At 67.2% G+C, this 21,115-nt stretch carries 20 protein-coding genes and 2 pseudogenes; 10 read left to right on the top strand and 12 right to left on the bottom strand.

Going from position 1 to position 21,115, the window contains the following annotated elements:
* Positions 1–5 precede the first annotated feature (5 nt).
* The 7 genes from QUC20_RS07710 to rpsB form a co-directional block, all read right to left on the bottom strand.
* Positions 6–590 (bottom strand): aggregation-promoting factor C-terminal-like domain-containing protein, encoded by a 585-nt coding sequence (locus QUC20_RS07710; protein ID WP_259455176.1) that lies wholly within the window; start codon positions 588–590, stop codon positions 6–8.
* A 141-nt stretch (positions 591–731) separates the two neighbouring features.
* Complete coding sequence (locus QUC20_RS07705; RefSeq protein WP_289331420.1) at positions 732–1,301, bottom strand: DivIVA domain-containing protein; 570 nt, start codon at positions 1,299–1,301, stop codon at positions 732–734.
* Positions 1,298–2,308 carry a phosphatidate cytidylyltransferase gene (locus tag QUC20_RS07700; protein WP_120262691.1) on the bottom strand — a complete coding sequence of 337 codons (1,011 nt, stop codon included), beginning with the start codon at positions 2,306–2,308 and terminating at the stop codon, positions 1,298–1,300. Before QUC20_RS07700 ends, QUC20_RS07705 begins: the two co-directional genes overlap by 4 nt.
* 5 nt (positions 2,309–2,313) lie before the next feature.
* The gene (frr, locus tag QUC20_RS07695; RefSeq protein WP_120262692.1) at positions 2,314–2,868 is read right to left on the bottom strand and encodes a ribosome recycling factor; all 555 of its coding nucleotides are present in this window, start codon (positions 2,866–2,868) and stop codon (positions 2,314–2,316) included.
* Between the two features lie 54 nt (positions 2,869–2,922).
* Positions 2,923–3,642 (bottom strand): UMP kinase, encoded by a 720-nt coding sequence (gene pyrH / locus QUC20_RS07690; protein ID WP_120262693.1) that lies wholly within the window; start codon positions 3,640–3,642, stop codon positions 2,923–2,925.
* An 87-nt stretch (positions 3,643–3,729) separates the two neighbouring features.
* A complete protein-coding gene (gene tsf / locus QUC20_RS07685) occupies positions 3,730–4,557 on the bottom strand; it encodes a translation elongation factor Ts (protein WP_289331419.1) in 828 nt (275 codons plus the stop codon).
* A 105-nt stretch (positions 4,558–4,662) separates the two neighbouring features.
* Positions 4,663–5,595, bottom strand: a complete 933-nt coding sequence (rpsB, locus tag QUC20_RS07680; RefSeq protein ID WP_289331418.1) for a 30S ribosomal protein S2 — start codon at positions 5,593–5,595, stop codon at positions 4,663–4,665.
* 274 nt (positions 5,596–5,869) lie between these two features.
* On the opposite strand from rpsB, the gene QUC20_RS07675 reads away from it, so the two are divergent.
* Positions 5,870–6,388, top strand: coding sequence for a murein hydrolase activator EnvC family protein (locus QUC20_RS07675; protein ID WP_289331417.1), 519 nt, complete (start codon positions 5,870–5,872; stop codon positions 6,386–6,388).
* Positions 6,389–6,391: 3 nt separating this feature from the next.
* Here QUC20_RS07675 and QUC20_RS07670 read toward each other — a convergent pair whose 3' ends face one another.
* Complete coding sequence (locus tag QUC20_RS07670) at positions 6,392–6,970, bottom strand: DUF3060 domain-containing protein (protein WP_289331416.1); 579 nt, start codon at positions 6,968–6,970, stop codon at positions 6,392–6,394.
* A gap of 62 nt (positions 6,971–7,032) precedes the next feature.
* Positions 7,033–7,944 (bottom strand): tyrosine recombinase XerC, encoded by a 912-nt coding sequence (locus QUC20_RS07665; protein ID WP_289331415.1) that lies wholly within the window; start codon positions 7,942–7,944, stop codon positions 7,033–7,035.
* A 533-nt stretch (positions 7,945–8,477) separates the two neighbouring features.
* On the opposite strand from QUC20_RS07665, the gene QUC20_RS07660 reads away from it, so the two are divergent.
* Together QUC20_RS07660 and QUC20_RS07655 are read left to right on the top strand one after the other, a co-directional pair.
* Complete coding sequence (locus QUC20_RS07660; RefSeq protein WP_289331414.1) at positions 8,478–8,882, top strand: hypothetical protein; 405 nt, start codon at positions 8,478–8,480, stop codon at positions 8,880–8,882.
* 62 nt (positions 8,883–8,944) lie between these two features.
* On the top strand, positions 8,945–10,306 hold the full coding sequence (locus tag QUC20_RS07655; protein WP_289331413.1) for a chymotrypsin family serine protease: 1,362 nt from the start codon (positions 8,945–8,947) through the stop codon (positions 10,304–10,306).
* A 613-nt stretch (positions 10,307–10,919) separates the two neighbouring features.
* On the opposite strand, the pseudogene QUC20_RS07650 reads toward QUC20_RS07655, so the two are convergent.
* The 3 genes and pseudogenes from QUC20_RS07650 to QUC20_RS07640 form a co-directional block, all read right to left on the bottom strand.
* Positions 10,920–11,377, bottom strand: a pseudogene (locus QUC20_RS07650) (DNA-processing protein DprA).
* Between the two features lie 341 nt (positions 11,378–11,718).
* Positions 11,719–12,027 carry a magnesium chelatase subunit ChlI family protein gene (locus QUC20_RS07645; RefSeq protein ID WP_289331412.1) on the bottom strand — a complete coding sequence of 103 codons (309 nt, stop codon included), beginning with the start codon at positions 12,025–12,027 and terminating at the stop codon, positions 11,719–11,721.
* A gap of 90 nt (positions 12,028–12,117) precedes the next feature.
* Positions 12,118–12,210: pseudogene (locus tag QUC20_RS07640) on the bottom strand (ATP-binding protein); the annotation flags it as partial.
* Between the two features lie 195 nt (positions 12,211–12,405).
* Between QUC20_RS07640 and QUC20_RS07635 the strand changes: the two are divergent.
* The 7 genes from QUC20_RS07635 (at position 12,406) to QUC20_RS07605 (ending at position 20,991) form a co-directional block, all read left to right on the top strand.
* Positions 12,406–13,737, top strand: a complete 1,332-nt coding sequence (locus tag QUC20_RS07635) for a site-specific integrase (protein ID WP_289331411.1) — start codon at positions 12,406–12,408, stop codon at positions 13,735–13,737.
* 272 nt (positions 13,738–14,009) lie between these two features.
* A complete protein-coding gene (locus QUC20_RS07630) occupies positions 14,010–15,557 on the top strand; it encodes a hypothetical protein (RefSeq protein WP_289331410.1) in 1,548 nt (515 codons plus the stop codon).
* Entirely contained in the window at positions 15,554–16,516 is a 963-nt protein-coding gene (locus QUC20_RS07625) for a hypothetical protein (RefSeq protein WP_289331409.1), read from the top strand. Before QUC20_RS07630 ends, QUC20_RS07625 begins: the two co-directional genes overlap by 4 nt.
* A 167-nt stretch (positions 16,517–16,683) precedes the next feature.
* Positions 16,684–17,637 carry a hypothetical protein gene (locus QUC20_RS07620; protein WP_289331408.1) on the top strand — a complete coding sequence of 318 codons (954 nt, stop codon included), beginning with the start codon at positions 16,684–16,686 and terminating at the stop codon, positions 17,635–17,637.
* On the top strand, positions 17,634–18,035 hold the full coding sequence (locus tag QUC20_RS07615; protein WP_289331407.1) for an MreC domain-containing protein: 402 nt from the start codon (positions 17,634–17,636) through the stop codon (positions 18,033–18,035). Before QUC20_RS07620 ends, QUC20_RS07615 begins: the two co-directional genes overlap by 4 nt.
* 171 nt (positions 18,036–18,206) lie before the next feature.
* Entirely contained in the window at positions 18,207–20,339 is a 2,133-nt protein-coding gene (locus tag QUC20_RS07610) for a DEAD/DEAH box helicase (RefSeq protein WP_289331406.1), read from the top strand.
* Between the two features lie 73 nt (positions 20,340–20,412).
* Positions 20,413–20,991 (top strand): DUF2290 domain-containing protein, encoded by a 579-nt coding sequence (locus QUC20_RS07605; RefSeq protein ID WP_289331405.1) that lies wholly within the window; start codon positions 20,413–20,415, stop codon positions 20,989–20,991.
* Positions 20,992–21,115: the final 124 nt, after the last annotated feature.

Below are 21,115 nucleotides of genomic sequence, written 5' to 3'. Positions count from 1 at the left end.
CGCTGTCACCACCAGTGGTTGCTGGACCAGAACGCGTACGCCTCGCCCCAGCTGCCGTAGCGACCGACGGCGTACCCGTTGGCCCACCTCAGGTTGTCGACGGGGTCGTATCCACTTCCGGGCACCTTGCTGCAGGGGTACGCCTGGACCAGCCCGCACGCACCCGACGAGGCGTTGGTCGCATTGGGGTTCCAGCTGCTCTCCCGCGAGACGATGTAGTCGACGTAGCCCCAGTCGCTCTCGGGGATGCCGGCCGCACTCAGCCAGTCCGTCGACGATCCGCCGCCGCTGTACATGACGGGCGCCGAGCGCGAGGCACCCGCGCTCTCGCCGTCGACGGGGGTCGGTGTCGGTGTCGGCGTCGGCGTGGGCTTGGGGGTGACGTAGACGGTGAACCCGCTGCGATCGAGCTGAGCCGGAGCGAGGGTCTGCCCGTCGGAGGCGAGAGCCTGAGCGTCGCCCCGAGAGTCAGCCCAGAGCGAGACGACCTCGACCGGCTTCTCTTGCGCGGCCGCGAGCGCCGTCCCCAGCGGAGCGAGAGCGCCACCTGCCATGCCGAGAGCCGCGACGGCGGCGAACGCGGCGGACACACCGCGCCTGCGCGACCAGCGCGCGCGCGCCGGAGCCGGAACGTGTGCGACCGGGGTGCGCGTCGTGCGCCGGGTCACAGTCGAGCGGGAAGTCACAATGCCCTCGAGTTTAGCGAGACGAGGCGCATGTCTCCATCAGACTCACCCGATCGCGAGAATGACCGACACGACGCCGTCGAGCACGGCGTCGACCTGAGCTTCGCGGTAGCCGCCGCGCTGCATCCGGAAAGCGACGGAACGCACCTGCTCCACGGTCAGGGGTTCGCCCGACTCCAGGTAGCGCGCGATGCGATCAGCGACGAGGTCGACCTCGTCGATCCGGTAGCCGTACGACAACACGCCGACGCGATCGAATCGCCGTCGCTCGGGACGCGAGAGCCGGTCGAGGATCTCCTGCGCGAGGTTCCGCGAGCGGCCGACCCACGCACGGGCCCCGGCACGCGACAGGGCGCGCTCGCGCTCCCGCGCGGCGAAGGCGTCTTCGATCCGCCCGATCGCCGCGTCGACGGGGGCGACGGCGTACCCGCCCCGCACGAGGGGGAAAGCCGTTGCTCGGATCGTGGCGGAGTCGAGGTCATCGTCCTCTGATGATTCGAACGCTTCGCGGGCACGCTGCAGGAATGCATCGACAGCGGCGCGGTCGTATCCCTTCGCGCGACCCTGCGTCCCGGGGAACGGGCTCGTGGACAGGGAACTCTCGGTCGAGGTCATGACATCACCAGGGGAGAAAGAACGTGGAAGAGGACGAGTGCGACCACGGTGGACGGGAGGATCGAGTCCAGACGGTCGAGCACTCCCCCGTGGCCCGGCAACCAGGAGCTCATGTCCTTGATCCCGAGATCGCGTTTGATCATCGATTCGGCCAGGTCGCCCACGGTGGCGGATCCGAGGATCACGAGGCCGATGATCGGGCCGGTCCATGCGGGCAGGTCCAGCAGCAGCCAGGCGAATCCGACAGCCACCAGCATCGCGACGATGCCCGCCCCCGCGAAGCCCTCCCAGGTCTTCTTCGGGCTGATGCGCGGAGCCATCGCATGCTTGCCGAAGGCGAGGCCGGCGGCATAGGCGCCGGTATCGGCTCCGACCACGACCGCGATCATCGCCAGCACCCAGAACTCGCCGCCGTCCTCACGGAGGAGGATCAGCAGCAGGCTGCCGAGGAACGGCACGTAGAGCTGCACGAAGCCGCTGATGAGCACATCGCTGAGCACCTGACCGTAGCGGCGCGCCTCAACGCTCACCATCTGCGCCATCAGCCGCCAGACGATGACCGACACGACGGCCGCGAAAACCACGACCCAATGGGTGCCGGCATCCAGGAAGAAGCCCGCCGCCAGCACCGCGGCACCGGCGACGAGCTGCGGCACGACGTCGACGCGCCGACCCGCGGCCTGGAGCGCACGGACCAGCTCGAACACGCCGAGAAGCGCGACGGGGATCGCGAAGAGGACGAACACCCACTTAACGAAGATGAGCGAGCCGATCACCACGACGCCGATCGCGATGCCGATCAGCGTCGCCACGAACAGATTGCGTCCGGTGCGCGCGTTGATGCGCTCGTTGGCTTGCTCGAAGTCAGCCCGAGCCTTGCCGATCTGGTGCTCGAACTCCGTCCGCGCAGCACGCACCTGATTCTGGAACGTCGAATCGCCGTGCTCGCGCGAACGGGAGCGCTCCCGCTCGGATCGAGACGGGGCGTCGTCGCCGGGTGCGCTCATCGGTCTCAGACCTCGAGGAGCTCGGCCTCTTTGCGCTTGAGCGCGTCGTCGATGAGGTCGACGTGGGAGCGGGTGAGCCCGTCGAGCTCCTTCTCGGCGCGCACCAGCTCGTCCTCGCCGACCTCGCTCTTGAGGCCGTCGAGTTCGTCCTTCGACTTGCGGCGGATGCCGCGCAGGTGGACCTTGTGGTCTTCACCCTTCGAGCGCACGAGCTTGACGTACTCCTTGCGGCGCTCCTCCGTGAGCTCGGGCATCGTGACACGGACGATGTTGCCGTCGTTCGTCGGGTTCACGCCGAGGTTCGGGGTGTCGCGAATGGCCTGCTCGATGGCCTTGAGCGCCGACTTGTCGTACGGCGTCACGATGATCGTCCGGGCTTCGGGGGTGTTCAGCGACGCGAGCTGCGCGAGCGGCGTCGGCGACCCGTAGTAGTCGACGAGGATCTTCTGGAACAGCGCCGTGTTGGCACGCCCCGTTCGCACGGTGGAGAAGTCCTCCTTCGCCGCCTCGACGGCGCGTTCCATGCGGGCTTTCGTGTCAGCGAGGATCTCGGGGATCACGTCACTCCATTCGTCGGTACGTCCGGTCAAGTCTAGTCTGCGGGCAGCGGCCGCTCACACGGTGACGAGCGTGCCGATGCGCTCGCCCAGCAGTGCCCGGGTCACATTGCCGGCCGGCTCCATGCCGAACACGCGCATGTCGATGCGGTTGTCCATGCACAGGCTGAATGCCGTCGAATCCACGACCTTCAAGCCGCGCTGCAGTGCTTCGCCATAGGTGATGCTCTCGATCTTCTGCGCGGTCGGATCCTTCTTGGGATCGGCGGTGTAGACCGCGTCGACGCCGTTCTTCGCGACGAGGACCTCGTCGGCCTTGATCTCGAGCGCACGCTGAGCGGCGACCGTGTCTGTGGAGAAGTAGGGCAGGCCGGCACCGGCGCCGAAGATCACGACGCGCCCCTTCTCCATGTGCCGTTCTGCGCGGCGCGGGATGTAGGGCTCGGCGACCTGCGTCATCGAGATAGCCGACTGCACACGCGTGGCCGCGCCGGCCTGCTCCAAGAAGTCCTGCAGCGCGAGTGCGTTCATCACGGTGCCGAGCATGCCCATGTAGTCGGCGCGCCCACGGTCCATGCCGCGCTGGCTCAGCTCGGCGCCACGGAAGAAGTTGCCGCCGCCCACGACGATCGCGACCTCGACACGGTCGACCGCTTCGGCGATCTCCCGAGCGATCTGCCCGACGACATCGGGGTTGACGCCCAGCTGGCCGGCACCGAATGCCTCGCCCGACAGCTTCAGCAGGACGCGCCGGCGCCCGGTCTTCTCATCGTTCATCGTGTCCCTCTCGTCGCTGTGTTGCAGAGTATCGCCCGGACGGGCATGGAAAAGGCCCGCATCCGAGGATGCGGGCCTTTCGGGCAATTACGCGCCGACCTTGAACCGTGCGAAGTCGGTGATCGTGATGCCGGCGTCCTTCGCGACCTGTGCGACGGACAGCTTGTTGTCCTTCGCGTAGTCCTGGTCGAGGAGGGCGACCTGCTTGAAGAACGCGCCGACGCGGCCTTCGACGATCTTCGGGAGAGCAGCCTCGGGCTTGCCCTCATTGCGGGAGATCTCGGTGACGATCTCGCGCTCCTTCTCGACATCCGCCTCGGGAACGTCCTCACGCGAGAGGTAGCTCGGGTTGGCGAACGAGATGTGCTGCGCGATCGAGCGGGCGGTCTCGGCGTCCGAGCCCGAGTACGCCACGACGACGCCGATCTGCGGGGGCAGGTCCTTGCTCGTCTTGTGCAGGTAGATCTCGAAGGCGTCACCGGTCAGCGTGCGAACGCGGCGGAGCTCGACCTTCTCGCCGATGATCGCGGCCTCATCGTTGATGAGCTGCTCGATGGTCTCGCCCGACGCGTCGGCGGCGAGAGCAGCCTCGACGGAATCGGCGGATGCTGCAGCGGCAGCATCGGCGACCTTGTCGGCCAGCGCGATGAAGCGGTCGTTCTTCGCGACGAAGTCGGTCTCGCAGGCGAGCTCGACCAGAGTGACCTTGCCGTCCTGTTCGCGTGCGACGACCAGACCTTCGCTCGTGGAGCGGTCGGCACGCTTCGCGTTGCCCTTGGCGCCCTTGAGGCGGAGGATCTCGACGGCCTTCTCGACGTCGCCGTCAGCCTCTTCGAGGGCCTTCTTGGTGTCGACCATTCCGGTGCCGAGCTGCTCGCGCAGAGCCTTGATGTCGGCGATGGTGAAGTTTGCCATGAGTGGCGGCTCCTTCTGTCTGTGGGAAATCTCGTGGATGCCGATCGGCGCGGCCGGGCTCAGCCGCGGCCGCGCCGATCGTAGCGGGTCAGGAAGACGCGCTGATTACTTCTCGGTCGCCTCGGCGGCGACGGTCTCGGCCTGAGCCTCGGCGCCGGCCTCGTCGGCGGGCGTCTCGGTCGCAGCGACCTCGGCGGCAGCACCCTCGACGGCGGCATCCTCGGTCGAAGCGGCGTCGTCGGTCGACGCAGCAGCCTCGGCCGGAGCTGCCTCTGCCGGAGCGCTCTCGAGCAGCTCGCGCTCCCAGTCGGCGAGCGGCTCGGCCTCGGCCGACTCGTCGGTCGGCTGGTGACGCTGGATCAGGCCCTCAGCGGCGGCGTCGGCGATGATACGCGTGAGCAGGCTCACCGAGCGGATCGCGTCGTCGTTACCGGGGATCGGGTACTGGAACTCGTCGGGGTCGGCGTTCGTGTCGAGGATGCCGATCACGGGGATGCCGAGCTTCTTGGCCTCGTCGATGGCGAGGTGCTCGCGCTTGGCGTCGACGACCCAGATCGCCGAGGGGGTCTTCTGCAGGTTGCGGATACCACCGAGCGACTTGTGCAGCTTGTCGAGCTCGCGCTTCTTGAGCAGCAGCTCCTTCTTCGTGAAGCCGCTGGCCGCGGGGTTCTCGAAGTCGAGCTCCTCGAGCTCCTTCATACGGGCGAGGCGCTTCGAGACCGTCTGGAAGTTGGTCAGCAGGCCACCGAGCCAGCGCTGGTTCACGTAGGGCTGTCCCACGCGGGTCGCCTGCTCTGCGATGACTTCCTGCGCCTGCTTCTTCGTGCCGACGAAGAGGACGGTGCCGCCGTGGGCGACGGTCTCCTTGACGTACTCGTAGGCGCGGTCGATGTACGACAGCGACTGCTGCAGGTCGATGATGTGGATGCCCGAGCGCTCGGTCAGGATGAAGCGCTTGACTTTCGGGTTCCAGCGGCGGGTCTGGTGCCCGAAGTGGACGCCGCTGTCGAGCAGCTGGCGAATGGTGACGACGGCCATGGCCGTTCTCCTTCTGTTTCGGTTGATTCGCCGGACCGACGGTCCGGTGTTCCTGGTGCCCGACGCACTTCCGCTCGCCGCCGGAGCGGGAGACCTGGGGAAGGTGCGCCACGATCGAACCGATCGCTCAGGGCACGCGTAGTCACCTCGACGAGCGAGGTGCGGACATCAGTGTAGCAGTCGGCCACTCCTCCCCCGGGCTCGCGGCGGTCGGTTTCTGCACGTGTCCGCTCTGCACCGCTCGCACCCGCGCCGGCGGCTCGAGACTCGGCACATGATCCACCATGCAGTCGGACGTCTGGCAGCAGTGCTCATCGTGATGAGTCCGCTCCTCCTCGGCGGCTCCGGACCCGAACCGAGCGCCGACTCGGATGCCGTTCCCGCGCCGCGACCGGGTTGGGCGATGCCGCTCCGACAGCCCACGGTCGTGCGTGGATTCGAAGCCCCTGCGCATGAGTACGCGCCCGGGCACCGCGGGGTCGATCTGTCAGCCCCGGACCCCGCGGTCGTCGCGCCGGCCGACGGGACGATCGCCTTCGCGGGCCCGGTGGCGGGCAGGCCGGTCGTGACGATCGACCACGACGACGGTCTCGTGACCAGCCTCGAGCCGGTCGAGACGACGCTCGTGCCGGGAACCGTGGTCGCCCGCGGCGAGCCGGTGGGCACCGCGGTCGCCGGTGGTCATGTCGGCGAGGGCGGAGTCCATTTCGGTATCCGCCGCGACGGGGAGTACATCAACCCGCTCACCATGGTCACCGGCATCGCCCGTGCCGTCCTCTTGCCGTGCTGCTGAGCGTCAGCCGGCGCCGATCTCATTGCGGTCGCCGCTCTGCGTGACCGCCCCGAGGCGGTCCGCTTCGACGCGATTGTCATTGCCCGACACCGAAACGGCTCCGATCTCATCGGCGTCGACGACGTTCCGGTCGCCTGCGACGGCGAGGGTGCCGACGACGACGGCATCGACATCGGCGGACTGTCCCGTGACCTCGAGCGAGTCGACCGAGCCGAGATCGATCTCGAGGCGATCGCCGCTCGCGACCACACGGTTGATGCGGGCTCGTTCCAGGTCGACATCGAGCGAGGCGCCCTCGATCTGGACGAGATCGCATTCTCCCGCGAAGGAGGCATCGAGGTCGGTACCGCGAATCGCGAGGACCCCGTCGACACACGAGGCGTCACCTGCCCCGGGCGCCGCGGAGGCCGTCGCGTCCGGCGACACGTCCGGCACCGGCGGGGACGAAGCCGAGGGAGGCGGCGAAGTCCGGGGCGCGGTGGGGCGGACGATGCGGTCGGGCTCGTCCGAGGATGCCGGTGTGCATGACGCCAGCATCGCGACGAGCGCCATGGCAGCCCCGACGACGGCGGTCGTTCTCATACGCTTCTCCTCACGATGTGCCCGGCGCGCTCCACGCTACGACGGACCGGCACGGCGCACCATCAGGCCCGTGGATGAGCTTGGCGGTAGGCGGCGGCGAGCCGCTCCCCCGACACGTGCGTGTAGATCTGCGTCGTGCCGAGGCTTGCGTGCCCGAGAATCTCCTGAACGGCACGCAGGTCGGCGCCGCCATCCAGCAGATGCGTCGCGGCGGAATGTCGCAGGGTGTGCGGCCCGACAGCATCAACCCCGAGTGCGGGCCCGAGCTTCTCCGACACCGTCGCGTATACGCCGCGCGGGGTCAGCCGGCCGCCCCGTGAGCCGAGGAACACCGCGCGCGCTGCGCCCGCGTGGCCTGCGGCGCGTGCCGCGAGCACCGGGCGCGCGCGCACGAGGTACGCCTGCACGGCGTCGAACGCCGGACCGCCCACCGGAACGACCCGATCTTTGTCGCCCTTGCCGGTGACGCGCGCCGTGCGCCGTTCACTGTCGACGTCGTCCAGGTCGAGCCCGCACAGTTCGGACACGCGGATACCCGTCGCGTACAGCAGCTCGAGCATCGCGTGGTCGCGGAGGAGGACCGGGTCTCCGTCGGCGGCCCGCACCCGCAGATCGTCCAGGACCGCCGCCATCGTCTGGGCGGTCGCGACCTTGGGCAGGGTGCGCGCCCGCTTCGGCGACGCGAGGCGCAGCGCCGGATCGTTGGCGATCACGCCGCGCTCGGTCGCCCACGCGAAGAAGCCGCGCGCGGTCGCGGTTCGGCGAGCCAGTGTCGAGCGCGCGTCGCCCCGTTCACTCGCACGCCAGACCCAGTCACGCAGCACCTCGATGTCCACTTCCGCGAGCTCGATGTCACCAGAAGCCCCAGCCAGATCTATGAGGTCGTTGCGGTAGGCCCGGACGGTGTTCTCGGAGAGTCTGCGCACGCGCAGCAGGTGGTCTGCGTACGCCTCCGCCGCCTCCGAGATGAGCATGCAGCCAGCATGACCGATACGCCGGTGCCGCTGGGCCAGGCTCGCGGGACGCCGGTCGCCAGCTCGCCGTTCGACGCCACCCGCGTTCGTCGGACACGACTCGACCATCGAGCGCGAGGAGTCCCCAACCAGGCGCTTACCTCCTCGGCCGCCGGACCCGAGCGCCGCGCGATGTCCGCGACGCGCGCGTGCTCGACGCGTCGAGTGCCTCTAGCAATCCCACAGGCCTCGAATCCCTCAGGCCGCTCGTGGATGCCAACCCCAACGGCTGGCGTATCGAATGCGTCGTCATCCGCGAGCGCAGCGGACTGCCCACGACCGTCAGGACGGTTAATCCGGCGACTGCAACCTTGATGACCCGATCAGAGGCCTTGTAGTACACCGCAGGAACCACGGCGTTGCATGTCACCGATTACGTCAAATCCGGCTGTTCCCTTTCACAATCAAAAGCGGTACCCTGGCCGCATTGCATGAATGGAAAGACCAGAGGTGCGACGATGACCAGGCGGTGCCGTTGTAGGCCAGCTCTTCCGGTGACCCTGGTCTTGTTGAGCGTTTTCGTCCTCTCGGGTTGCGCGAGCGCATACACGGAGAAGATCTCCGGCGTGCCAGAGGCGGATCAAATCACCGGGACGTTCCGGAGCCAGGAAGACGAAGACTCACCCGCGCTGACTCCCGTCATCGCCTGGTCCGCAGACGGCTCACAGCTAGTCCTGACGACGTACGGCAGCAGCAGTTGCCCCGCCGAACCCAGGTCAGTGCGCGTGACACAAAAATCCGTCGTTGAAATCGAAGTGGCCCGGTCTAACTGGATGTGCACAGCCGACTACGGACCAACCACTTTCTGGATTGACGTACCGGCGGGCCTCAGCGAGTTCCAGCAGGCCGACGTTGTCCTCAACCGCGAGACCACCCTCCGACTCTCGGGCGGGCGATGACACTCGTCCGCCGGCCTGTCCCCCCCCCCCCCCCCCTGGATCGGCAATGAAAAGGAGCACAGGTGTTCAAGCACAGACAGCTACTCGCCTCAATCGGAACCGCGGCTGTCGCGGTCTCCGGCGCATTGGTCGCGCCGACTGCTAATGCCGTATCGGATGCGCCGCCAGATCGACCCGGTCTCATCCGCTGGGAGGGAGAGTGGCCTGATTCGTTCGAGCTCGACACCGAGACCGCTCCAGGCGATGGCCAGATGCCACGACAGGTGTCCGACGGCATCTGGGACATTGAACTCACGATCAAGCCGTCGCCCGTGAACACCTATGAGTGGGAGTCGGAAACGGAGACCCTTCTGATCTACTCCGCAGAGACCGCCGAGTATTGGGACCCACTGTTGAAGGAACACTTTCCTTCTGCGAACGTGAAGGTCATCCCCGCCCTCCACTCGAAAAGCGAGATCGACGCAACGCTTTCGCTGATACAGGCCTCCGGTGGCATAATCGATCGCGAGAGTAGGGTCGTCACCGCGATCCCCGCAAAAGATGGCAGTCAAATCACGATTGGCATCGAGGCCACCGGTGGTGCCGCAACACGCAGCGCGGTTGACATTGCGAGTCTGTTGGACATTGATATCCCGCTCGTGGTCGAAAAAGCGCCGGAAGTGACACCTGCGGACCGCAATGCCTCGGGCGCGTCAACGTATTGGCTAGGCGGTAACGCCATGCGCACGAATAGCACGAGCTCGAACAGCTATTATCTCTGCAGCACGGGCTTCCAGATCGGCAAGCTCAATGGTTCCGACGTCGGTATGCTCTCGGCCGACCATTGCGGAAGCGGAAAGCCCTACACCGATTGGGGCTACTCGCGCTCGGCGCCCAGCACGACAAACGCGCTGGGGAAGTTCAACGGCGTGGTGTCATCGGTGTCGGGCCTGACCCCAGACACGGCGCTGTGGACAGGTGGCAAGATCGACTCGAAGTTCATACCGGCTATTTACACGGGTTCCTACACCGACGTGGCCACGGGGGAGTTCATTCGAGGCGGCAACTACCCCGCAGTCGGCACCGATGTCTGCTACACCGGCTCGCAATCCGGAAACGTCTGTAACAACGAAGTCCTGTATCAGGGGCTCCTGATCTGCTACTCAGCGTTCCAGTGCTACGGGGGCATGTCATGGACCAGCCAACGAGATTCCGTCGAAGCAGCCGGCAACGGCGATAGCGGCGGCCCGGTCTATCAGATGGTCAACGGCATGGCGTACGCCTCGGGAGTGGTGAGCGGGATCGTTGGCGGTTCCTCAACATGCACCGGAGAACCCGGGGAGCCGGGCGGTCGCCAATGCAGCCCCGTCGCGCTGTTCGCGCCAGTCGCTGCGGCGCTAGGCAGCGGCAGCGGGTGGGGGCTCTCGTACATTCCGCCGCTTTGAGCAACGTAGGTTGGGGCGGGAGCCAGGGCAGGCGCACGTTGGCCCCCCGGGTGAGAGTTTCGCTGCCCGCCCCCTCCCACGGCACCGCAGGACTTCGCGCCTGCCGCCTGCCCGCGGCGTGCCGCTCACGGTGCTTAGGCCTGCGCCGCCCAGCGCTAGCTGCATGTCGCCGAAGCCCGCACCCAGCATGACCAATACGCCGGTGTCGCCGGGCAAGGGTCGCGGGACGCCGTCCGGTGAGCTCCCTTTTCGACGCCACCCGCGTTCGTCGGACACGACGGGGCCATCGAGCGCGAGGAGCCCCAGCCAGACGCTCACCTCCTCGGCGGCCGCAGCGGAGCGTCGAGCGGTCTCCGCGACACCCCGCGGCGCTCGTGTGCTCAGCGCGTCGAGCACCCTGTTCGCATCGTTCGTGCGACCGTCGCCGTCGAGGGCCGCGGCAGGGCCGGGCTCGTTCGACCAGCCGAGCATCTCCCCACGTCGTCTGTGCTCGTGATGCACCGGCCATCGTACTCGCGGAGAATCCGGTGGCATCCTGCCGAGCCGCCAAGGTCACCGGCCCCGGTACGGCGCCGAGTGCCCGCCCGAGCGCCGCTGCGTGCCCCGCGGTGGTCTACGAACCCGACCGCGATCCCGCCTCGACCACCACGGTGGCATCGGAGAGCGCCGCAACGAGCCGATTGCGGTGCAGGAAACGCCACTTCGTCGGTGCGGTGCCGCAGGGCACCTCGCTCACCACCACACCGCGACGCGACACGTCTGTCAGCAGAGCGGCATGCCCGGACGGGTACGCCTTGTCGACGCCGCGGCCAGCACGGCGATCGTGACGCCGTCGACGGCGAGGCACGCCCGGTGCGCCGCCGCGTCGATGCCGACGGCAGCGCCCGAGACGATCGTCGCGCCGCCGACGGCCAGGTCCCCCGCGATCTCCCCCGCGACCTGCACCCCGTACGGCGTCGCGGCACGGGCGCCCACGAGCGCGACAGCCGTCACCGGCGCGGCGAGCACATCCGTCTGCCCGCGTGCCCACAGCGCGACCGGAGCATGGATGCCGAGCTCGTCGACGCGCACCGGCCACGCTGCATCCCCCGGGATGACGAGTCTGACGCCCACCCGCCGAGCCCGCTCGATCGGATAGCGGTGGTCGTCCTGTCGCGGACGCCACCGGGCACAGGCGCGGCGCCAGTCCCGTACGTCGAGGTCGAGCTCCGCCGGGGGTGTGTCGTCTCGCAGGGCGCAGTCGAGCGCACGGGCCGCGCCCAGGCGCTGGATCGCGAGGCCGGCGATACCGTCGCCGGGCTCGGCCAGCACCGACCATCGTGCGCGTGCCCAACGCTCGCGACCGCCTTCGGGAGCCGCGAGGTCGCCCGCGGGCACGAGCCCCGCCAACGCTCTGCGCACCTCGTCGTCACTCACTGCTGCAGCCCCTTCTTGAGGAACAGCGCGCGGCCGACGTCACTCGCGGTCAGGCGCTCGCGACCGGCGAGGTCGGCGACCGACCATGCCACCCGCAACACCCGGTCGTAGCCGCGCAGGGTGAGCGAGCCGCGCTGGAGCGCCGTGTCGAGCGGAGCGCGGACGCGCGGCTCGGGAGCGAGCGGTCCATCGCGCAGCCAGGCTCCGGAGGCAGCGGCGTTGGTCCGCCAGGGCGTCGCCGCCAGCCGCGCGGCAGCCCGCGCTCGCGCGGCTGCGACCTGCTCCCGCGCATTGGCAGTGGTCATCTGCGCAGGACCGCGCGACGCCAGGTCGGCGAGCGACACCCGCGAAAGCGAGAGCTCGATGTCGATGCGGTCCAGCAAGGGGCCGGAGACCCGGCCGAGATAGCGACGGATCGCGAGAGATGGACAGGAGCATGTGCCGCCACGGACTCCGTACTGTCCGCACGGGCAGGGGTTCGTCGCCAGCTTGTGTCGGGGGTTTCTCGCTGCTCGGTGTTCACATCCGGACTGCGTGAGCGTAGTGTCCTGGCATGAGCACAGGGGGGGGATCGTGAGTCGTCGCTTGAGTGTGGGCGTTGGCGTCTCTTCCGACTGACTGACGAGCCGCGTGCTGCGCAGCCTGCCGAGCGCTCCAGGTGGTGGGAGCAGTTGGGTATCCCGTTGGGTACGCCGTTCCTGTTGTCGCCGTCGTTCGCGTACGACCGCGAGCTGAACGAGTTCTTCTACTCGGCGGACATGCTGTCGACGCGAATGTCAACGCGCGTGGGGTACGCGGGCGACCTCGTGATGTTCTTCAACTTCCTGTACCGCGGCCGCGGAGTCGTCGATTGGCGGGACGCGACGGAGACGGATCATCGCGCGTATCTCCTCTGGCGCCGGCAGGATCCTCATGGCCCGTTGGTCAGTGGGCGGACATGGGACCGGGAGGTCAGCGCCCAGAACCGGTTCTTTCGCTGGCAGTTTTCGCGTAGCCACGTGGCTGAGAACCCGATTCCGCAACGCCATTCGCGCCCGGGGCCGCGGTCTGTGGCGCGTTCTGTGGAACAGACGGCGGCCACGTATTCGCACGATGCGCGTCGTGAGCACGTGCATTGGTTGCCCGCAGCGTCTTATCGGACGTGGCGTGATGTGGGCGTGCGCGGTTACACGACCGATGCCCTTCCGGACCCGTCGTTCCGTGGAAGGTGGGCTGCGCGCAACGCGGCATTCACGGACTTGATGGTGCGAACAGGCCTGCGCCTGACGGAACAGGCCTCGTTGCTGGCGCCAGAGATCCCTTCGGCACCGACTAGCGGGTATAACAGGTTTTGGTTGGGTAGCGCGGTAGCCAAGTGGGGGTCCGAGCGCTGGATCTACGCACCCGCGAGCGTCCTGCGCGAGATCGCAGAATATGTGCGGGTCGATCGGCGAGACGTGATCGAGTCTGCGCGAGCTCGAGGACGGTACGAGCATTCCACCGGCCCGCTTCTGGACCCCGACACAGGAGTTGTCACCACCCGGGCCGGCGGTGGACTTCTGTCGCGCACGAGGATCGCCAATCTGCCGCCGTCGGAACGGGCGCGCATCATGGGCGAAGCAGAGGGCGGGGCGGAACCGGCGGCGCTGTGGTTGACCGAGGACGGTGCTCCAGTGTCGGTGTCGCCCTGGAAGGACCTGTTCCGCCAGGCCAACGACAGGTGCGCGGCACGTGGGCTCGCGCTGCGCGCGCACGCTCATCTGCTTCGCCACACATTTGCCGTGTTGACGCTGGAACAGCTGCAACGCGGGCACATCGCCGCGTTGGCGGGGCTCAAGTCTGAGCAACGCACGCACTATGTGCGCGTGTTCGGAGATCCGCTGGATTGGGTGCGCAGGGCTCTGGGACATCGCAGCGTCACCACAACCCAGATCTACCTGCATGCATTGGAGGAGCTCGAGCTGGAAACCCGGCTGGCATTGATCCCGGATGGGTGGGACGATCCGCGCGCTCCTCGATCCGAGGGTAGAGCGTGATGGCGGGGCGAGGCAGCACCGGCGTCGGCCGGCCATCGGGGTCTCCGGCCGGGCGCTACGCCCCGGTCGCAGGCGACACGTCGGGCGTCGAGGGAACGACCGTGCACTTCAGAGGTGAGGATCGGCGGCATTATCGCTTCGAGGTCGGTTCGCTGCCGCTACCTGGCTGGCATGAGCCTCTTGCTAGTGCATGGGCGGCCCGTACCGGCCCGGCCGGTGGCCTTCGTACCCTGGCGTCCAGCCAAGGGGCTTGGGGCGCACTGGGAAGATTCATGCGGTTCCTCGACGGGACGCGATGGCCTCCGACGGCGCCGGCGGAACTCACCGCGTTGCACGTGGACGATTACCGGCGGCTGCGCTCCGAGGCCATTGGGCGCGCCCAGGCTGGCGCCGAATTGCGCATGATCGGCCTTCTCTTCGAGCAGCCCCCGCTCAATCAGCTGGTGTCCTCGGAGGTGAGAGACCGGCTCCGCGCTCGCGTATTCGCCGGTCGGAATAGGGCCGCGGTTTCCGGATACTCGGATGCTGAGCTGGCGAGAATCATCGCCGCGGCACGCGCAGACATCAATGCGCTGCGGCAGAGATTCCACGACGCCGACGCGGACGCCGACGCCAGCGAGGATTCAGCCGCGTCCGCGGCACGCCGCGCTGGTGGCGTGAGACTGGGAGGAGTGTCTGTTCCGGCGCGCGCCGAGGCGAGGCGGTCAACGGCAGAAAGGGTGTTCGCGACTCGCCGAGACCTCTATCCGATGCTGGTGCTGCTGATGGCGGTGACTGGATGGAACCTCGAGGTCATTAAGGAGCTTCCGGTCGAGCATCGCGTGATCGAGGGGCGCGCGGTCGAAGTCGATCTCGTCAAACGGCGCCGCGGCCCGGGTCACTGGCACCAGACCGTCACGTGGGAAATCGGTGTGGAAGGTCGCGAGCTTCATACGCCTGGTGGCCTCTACTTGCTGTTGCATCGGCTTATGGCCCCAGCTCGCGCGTTCCTGCAGACGCCCGCCTTTTGGGCCATATGGCACCAGTTCGGCGGGCAACCTCACGCGTCGGAGTGCCGTAATCCGTTCGACGCCTCATTGGATGCGAGCTTGCGCTGGGGCTCGTGGGTGGCAGTGCACGACCTGCGCGCCGACCCACCGTCGGGAGCGGACCCCGACCCGGACGCGACTGGAGACTCGTTGCGGCTCACCGCGAACCGGCTGAAGACAAGTATCGACGTTCGCCGTACTCGTCAGCTCGGCGGACATCTGCCTTCCGCAGCCCGCAGCAACACCACCGCCGTGTTGTTCCGCAATTACCTCTCGGGTGATCAGACCACGATCGAGTGGGCGCGCGAAGTGGTTTCCGAGGCGTTCACCGACGTGGAGCGCGCTGCCTACGACGCGCACCTGCGCGCGCTGCGCGACAACGGCGGACGCCGCCATCTGAACATCCTCACCACCTCGCCGCCAGCCGGGTCGGCGCCGCCGGAGGCCGAAGCGTGCGGATCCGAGACGGCGTGGACGTCGTGTCGTGACCATTCCCACCATCCGCTCACAGGGCGTCGTTGCGGGACGTCCTTCCTTGATTGCTTCCTCTGCAGCAACTGTGTCGTCACCGGAGATCACCTACCCCGGCTGTTGAGCCTGCTGGACGCGCTCGAGACGCGCAGGTCGGTGCTCTCCGATGAGGAGTGGTGGGCCCGCTACGGGCCGGTCTGGGCGGCGATCCATCATGACGTGCTGCCAAAATTCACCGAGGCGGAGATCGCGCGCGCACACGCAGAGCGCCCGAACGACAGCCTGCTGGATCTCGTCGAACCTCCCTGGGAACGACCATGACCTCGCGCACTGCGTTCGACGCGGAGATCGCGGATCTCCCATTCGTCCTTCATGGGCGCGCATTGCGCCCTGGATACCATCTCGAGGACACGGCACGATTCGACGATGACGACTGGGCGCTGTCGCCAGCCTCCGTGCAGCAGCAGGAACGCGGCCTGACGCTCCGATTCGACACGGTCCCGGCGCTGCACCGGACCGCGCTCAAACGGCTCTGTTACGCAATGCTGTCCGGGCCAACGCCGGACGAGGCGCCTCGACCACGGATCTCGAGTGTCGCGACCGGGTTCTACAACCTGCGGATCTTCCTTCGCTGGCTGGAGACGACGCACCCCGACAAGCACCTGCCGGAGGTCACAACGACGGTCTACGAGCAGTACCAGCGCCACCTACTCACCACCTTCCCGTCCGCGTCGAGGCGGTTCGCGTTGCGCTCGGCCGTGAACATCCTGTGGCGCTACCGCGGCGCCGTCGCGGAAGCGGGACTGCAGACCGATCCGCGACGCGCGGCCTCCTGGAGCGAGCCCGACCCGGGCCGTAGCCGTGAGAACACGACCGAACGCATCCCCGAAGCCGTGCACAGCCGAGTACTGGTGTGGGCGATGCGATTCGTGGATGACTTCAGCGGCGACGTTATCGCCGCAATCAGATCCTGGAGCGTCCGGCGCCGCCCAGTGCAAAAAGAGCCGATCACCGGCAAGCCGTACGGATTCCAGCAAGACCGGATACGCGCATACCTCGCAAGGACCCGTCGCACGGGTTCACCCTTGCCCGGCCTGCGCGCATCTCGCACTTCAACGCGATCGCCTACCAGATCGGGTGCGACCGCACTGCTCTCGAGCGACAACGCGAAGAGATCCTCGCCACGGCCGCGATCGTCGGCGTATCGGAATACGCCGAGCTCGGCCTCGACGTACACGGCCGTCTCGACGGGGCGCCGTGGATCGAGGGCGTCAGCCTGACTCCCGGGACGGACCAGTCCCTCACCGTACTCACGCAGGTGCTCCACATCGCCTGCTACATCGTGATCGCCTTCCTGTCTGGCATGCGCGACAACGAAATCAAACACCTCCGCCCCGGCTGCTGTACCTCTGCCCGGGACGGGACGGGGCGCCCCTATCGGTGGACCGTGACGAGCACGGCGTTCAAGGGCGAGCTCGACGACCGCGGCACCACTGCAACCTGGGTCATTGGCGAGGCCGCCGCGCGCGCCATCCAAGTACTCGAGGACGCGCACTCCGCCACGTCCACACCTGCTCAATGGCTGTTCACACCGCTGAAAGTCGGCCCCGGCGCCGGATCAGCCGGTCGCGGCGGCAACCACGCACTCACCCTCGCTGCCACCAACAGGCAGCTGGCACGCTTCACGACCTGGGTGAACGACTACTGCGCCGCACACGGTCGGGACGACGGGATCCCTGACGTCAACGGACGCACCTGGCGACTGTCCAGCAGGCAGTTCCGCCGCACCCTCGCCTGGTACATCGCACGCCGCCCCGGCGGATCGATCGCGGGAGCAATCGCGTACCGGCACCACAGCATCCACATGTTCGAGGGCTACGCCGGCACATCCGAATCCGGGTTCCGCGCCGAGGTCGAAGCCGAGCAGGCTCTGGCACGCGGTGAGAACCTGCTGGCCATGATCGACCAGCACGACCACTCAGCGCTCCTTGGACCCGCAGCAGACACCGCCCGGGAGCGCTTGGCCGAGTTCGGCGAGAAGACTCGCTTCCAAGGCGTCGTCGCCACCGACCGTCACCGACTGCTGCGGATCATCACCCGCCACGATCCCGCGGTGTATCCCGATCGCTACGTCACCTGCGTGTACGACCACCGCAAGGCACTCTGCCGCGATCGCACCGGCGCACCGGATGAGGGCCCGGACCTGCGCGCATGCAAGCCCCTCGTCTGTGGAAACGTCGCCTTGGACGCCGACAACCGCCGCGCCTGGCAGGAAGAGCTCGAGATCATCGACGCCGACACCGCGACCCGCCCCGCGCTGCCACCGCTCCTGGCGGAGCGCCTGCGGAAGCGCCGAGCGCAGATCATGCATCTGCTGGAGAGCAACGGAGCCGAGCCATGACCCGCGCCGTACCGCTACCGACCGAGACCGAGATCACCGCTGTCATCGAGGCGCTCAAGCGGGAGGATCCATCTCGCCCTCCCGCTGTCGTCGCCGTCGCCGCGCGCCTCGGACTCAGCAACGCCACCTTCTGGCGCCGTTTCCCTCAACTCGCGCAGACGCTCGCCGATACTCGCAGAGACGCGCTGCGCAATCGGGCCCGCGCTCCGGAACGTGCCGTGTCTGAACTGCCCGTTGCTGAGCTTGCCCGGCTCCGTAACGACAAAGCGCGCTTCGAGAGCGAGCTGCGCACGGCGGCTGCGGAGGTTCAGCGGCTGACGCTCGAGAACCATGCCCTCCGCGCCCAACTCCAACACGCAAGCGGCCTCATCCCTTTGCGCGGACGCGCCGACCGGTAGACCCGCGCGGGGACGGCTGGCTGCTCGAACAAGCTGGCGGGCCGACCTTGTGGATGTGCGCCACCGGCGGCTGTTCGCGGCCCGGCTGCCTTTGCCACTATGCGATGGGCGACTAACGATGCCAGTTTCGGGTGCCGATATATTTACGGACGAGGCCAACGAGGAGGCAGCATGACGCTCGAGGTAGTGCACGGGCAGCAGGACAATCGAGCGGCCGCCGCGCAGCTTGCTGAGCTTGCCGCGGAGCATATTGACGAGGGCACGATCTACCTCGGGTACCCGGTCCTCGCAACCGCTGACGACCGTGTCGAGGTCGATGCGCTGCTCGTGTCGCAGCAGTACGGGCTGATCGCGTTCCGCTTCGCTGACGGTCTGCCAGGTGATGACGAGAACTGGGATCAGCTCATTTCGGAGCAGGACACTATCTACAACACCCTCGAAAGCCACCTTTCACGGCATGAGTCTCTGCGAACGGGCAGGAAGTTCGACATCACTATCGGCACGATCACAGTGTTCAGTGCTGACCCCGGTACGCCGCCACCCAGTGCGGCGACATTCGCAACATTCGAGCAGCTCCCCGACCTGATCACTTCGTTCGAGTCGCTATCCGCAGAGCGGTATCGCAATCTAGAGGCGGCTCTGCAGCGGGTCACGACGATCCGGCCCGCAAAGCGGCGCTCCGAGGTGAAGAGCGAGGATAGCCGCGGCGCCACCATGAAGATAATCGAACGCGGCATCGCGAACCTCGACTTCTGGCAGAAGAAGGCAGCGATCGAAACGCCCGAAGGGCCGCAGCGCATTCGCGGTCTCGCTGGTTCGGGAAAGACGATCGTGCTGGCGCTAAAAGCCGCGCTTCTCCATGCGCAGCACCAGGATTGGAATATCGTCGTGACATTCCAGTCGAGGTCGCTGTACCAGCAGTTCGAAGACCTCGTCAAACGATTCTCGTTCGCGCACATGGACGACTTGCCAGACAGTGACCGCGTATCCATCATGCACGCGTGGGGCTCTCGCGCCCGCGACGGGGTGTACACCCGCATCGCCGATGCGCTGGGCGTGCAAGCGCACAATTTCGACTCCGCACGCAGTCGGTTCGGCTATGACGACGCCTTCGAGGGCGCCTGTGCTGAGTTGCTGAGCATCGCGAAGGACCGCGACGCACTTCCTCAGCTGTTCGACGCCGTCCTGATCGATGAAGCGCAGGACCTTCCGCCCGCGTTCTTCCAGCTCGTCTACCTCTTCACGCGGGACCCCAAGCGAATCGTTTGGGCATACGACGAACTTCAGAAGCTAGACGAGACTGAGATGGCCAACGTGGCGGAGCTATTCGGCGCCACACCGACCGGCGAGCCGATGGTGAACATCCAGAACCGAGAAGGGGAGCCGCGCCGGGACATCGTGCTACCGGTGTGCTATCGGAACTCGCCCTGGGCGCTGGCGACCGCACACGCGGTGGGATTCGGGATCTATCGAAAAGGCGGGCTCATCCAGCATTTCGATGACCCCGTCCTGTGGGAGGACATCGGCTACCGCCGCAATTCCGGGACGCTCAAGCTCGGATCGTCGGTCGAACTGGAGCGGGCCACGGAGAGCACCCCGAAGTACTTCGACCGGATCCCAAGCGCAGACGCGGTGGTGTTGGAGGGAGAGTTCCGTGACGAGCTTGCACAGGACGAGTGGGTTGCTGACCAGATCATTGCGGACACCACGGTCGGCGAGCTCGAACAGGACGACATCCTGATCGTCCTTCCGAGCGCGTACACGTCGAAGAGAAGGTACGCGCGCCTGGCCCGCGTACTCGAGGAGCGCGGCATCCCCAGCCATTTGGTCGGAGTCAACACCAGTCGCGACGAGGTGTTCCAGCGCGGCTCAATCGCGGTGGCCCACATCTTCCGCGCCAAAGGCAACGAGGCACCGATGGTGTATGTTGTGGACGCGCAGTACGCCGGCAGCGGGCTGAGCGAGGTCAGCCGGCGCAACACCATCTTCACGGCGATCACGCGCAGCAAGGCGTGGGTGCGGATTTGTGGCTGGGGACCAGCCATGGCCCCTGTTGCCGCCGAGATCGGACGGGTGCAGGCAGCCGACTACAAGCTCGCGTTCCGTATCCCCACAGAAGGACAGATGGCCGAAATGAGGAGGGTCAGCTCCGACCTGCATGACGACGGCGCCGCGGAACGTGGGCTGCTCACGATCGAACAGCTCGTGGAGGCGCTGGAGGCCGGCAGGATTGTCCCGGAGCAGCTCCCGCCGAAACTGGTGCGGCGACTGAGTCAGCTGAGTTTGCCCGATGACGACAGCTAACGCCCTCGGCCGTAGCATCCGAGAACTCCTCAGCGCTCTGCTGGACGCGGAGCTGCTCTTGGTACCGAACCCTGTGACGGTCGACGGCGATACGGTGGCGTGGCGGTCCCCTACACCCTTGGAGCGGTTTGTCGACTTCGCGGACTACCCGACTGTACGCACCTATCGTCGCTGGGCGGTCGCCGGGGAATACTCGGCGTTACTGAACGACGGGGCGCTCCTTCAGATGCGGTACACCGTGGCCAACGGCGCGGTAACATCTCACCGCCTGGCGTTCGTGCCCTGCCCCTACCGAGTCGATCCAGATCTGCTCCTCACTGAGTCACTCAGCGACATCATCGAGCTACACACCGCTGGCCCCCATGATGACGTCACGATGCAGAGCACCATACGCTTCGACTACGACCCGATGGCATCGGCCCCCGGGCACCCCGCGGCCCATCTGACCATCAATGCAGCCAGTTGCCGCATCGCCTGCGAAGCACCCATGACGCCGGCTCAGTTCATCCGGTTCGTCTACCAGCACTTCTATCCGGATCTGTGGCTCGCTCACCCCGCGCTTTGGGCAGCTCTTCCCGCCAATGACCACCTGAGCACCGTCACGGACGATGAGCGCCACGAGCCCCACGTGGCCTGGCGGCGGGCTGTCTAGGATCCGCGTCCAGGGCGGGGCCCCGTTAAGGCGTTCGTCGTGCGCGGGTGCAGGGCCTGACTCAACAGACAGCACGCCGCTGCAGGTCGACTCAACCGATCAGGGCCTAAGACGGCGGCACACC

The sequence above is a fragment of the Microbacterium arborescens genome, from assembly GCF_030369635.1.
Taxonomy (GTDB): Bacteria; Actinomycetota; Actinomycetes; order Actinomycetales; family Microbacteriaceae; genus Microbacterium.
This window is presented reverse-complemented; position numbering and strand designations above follow the sequence as displayed.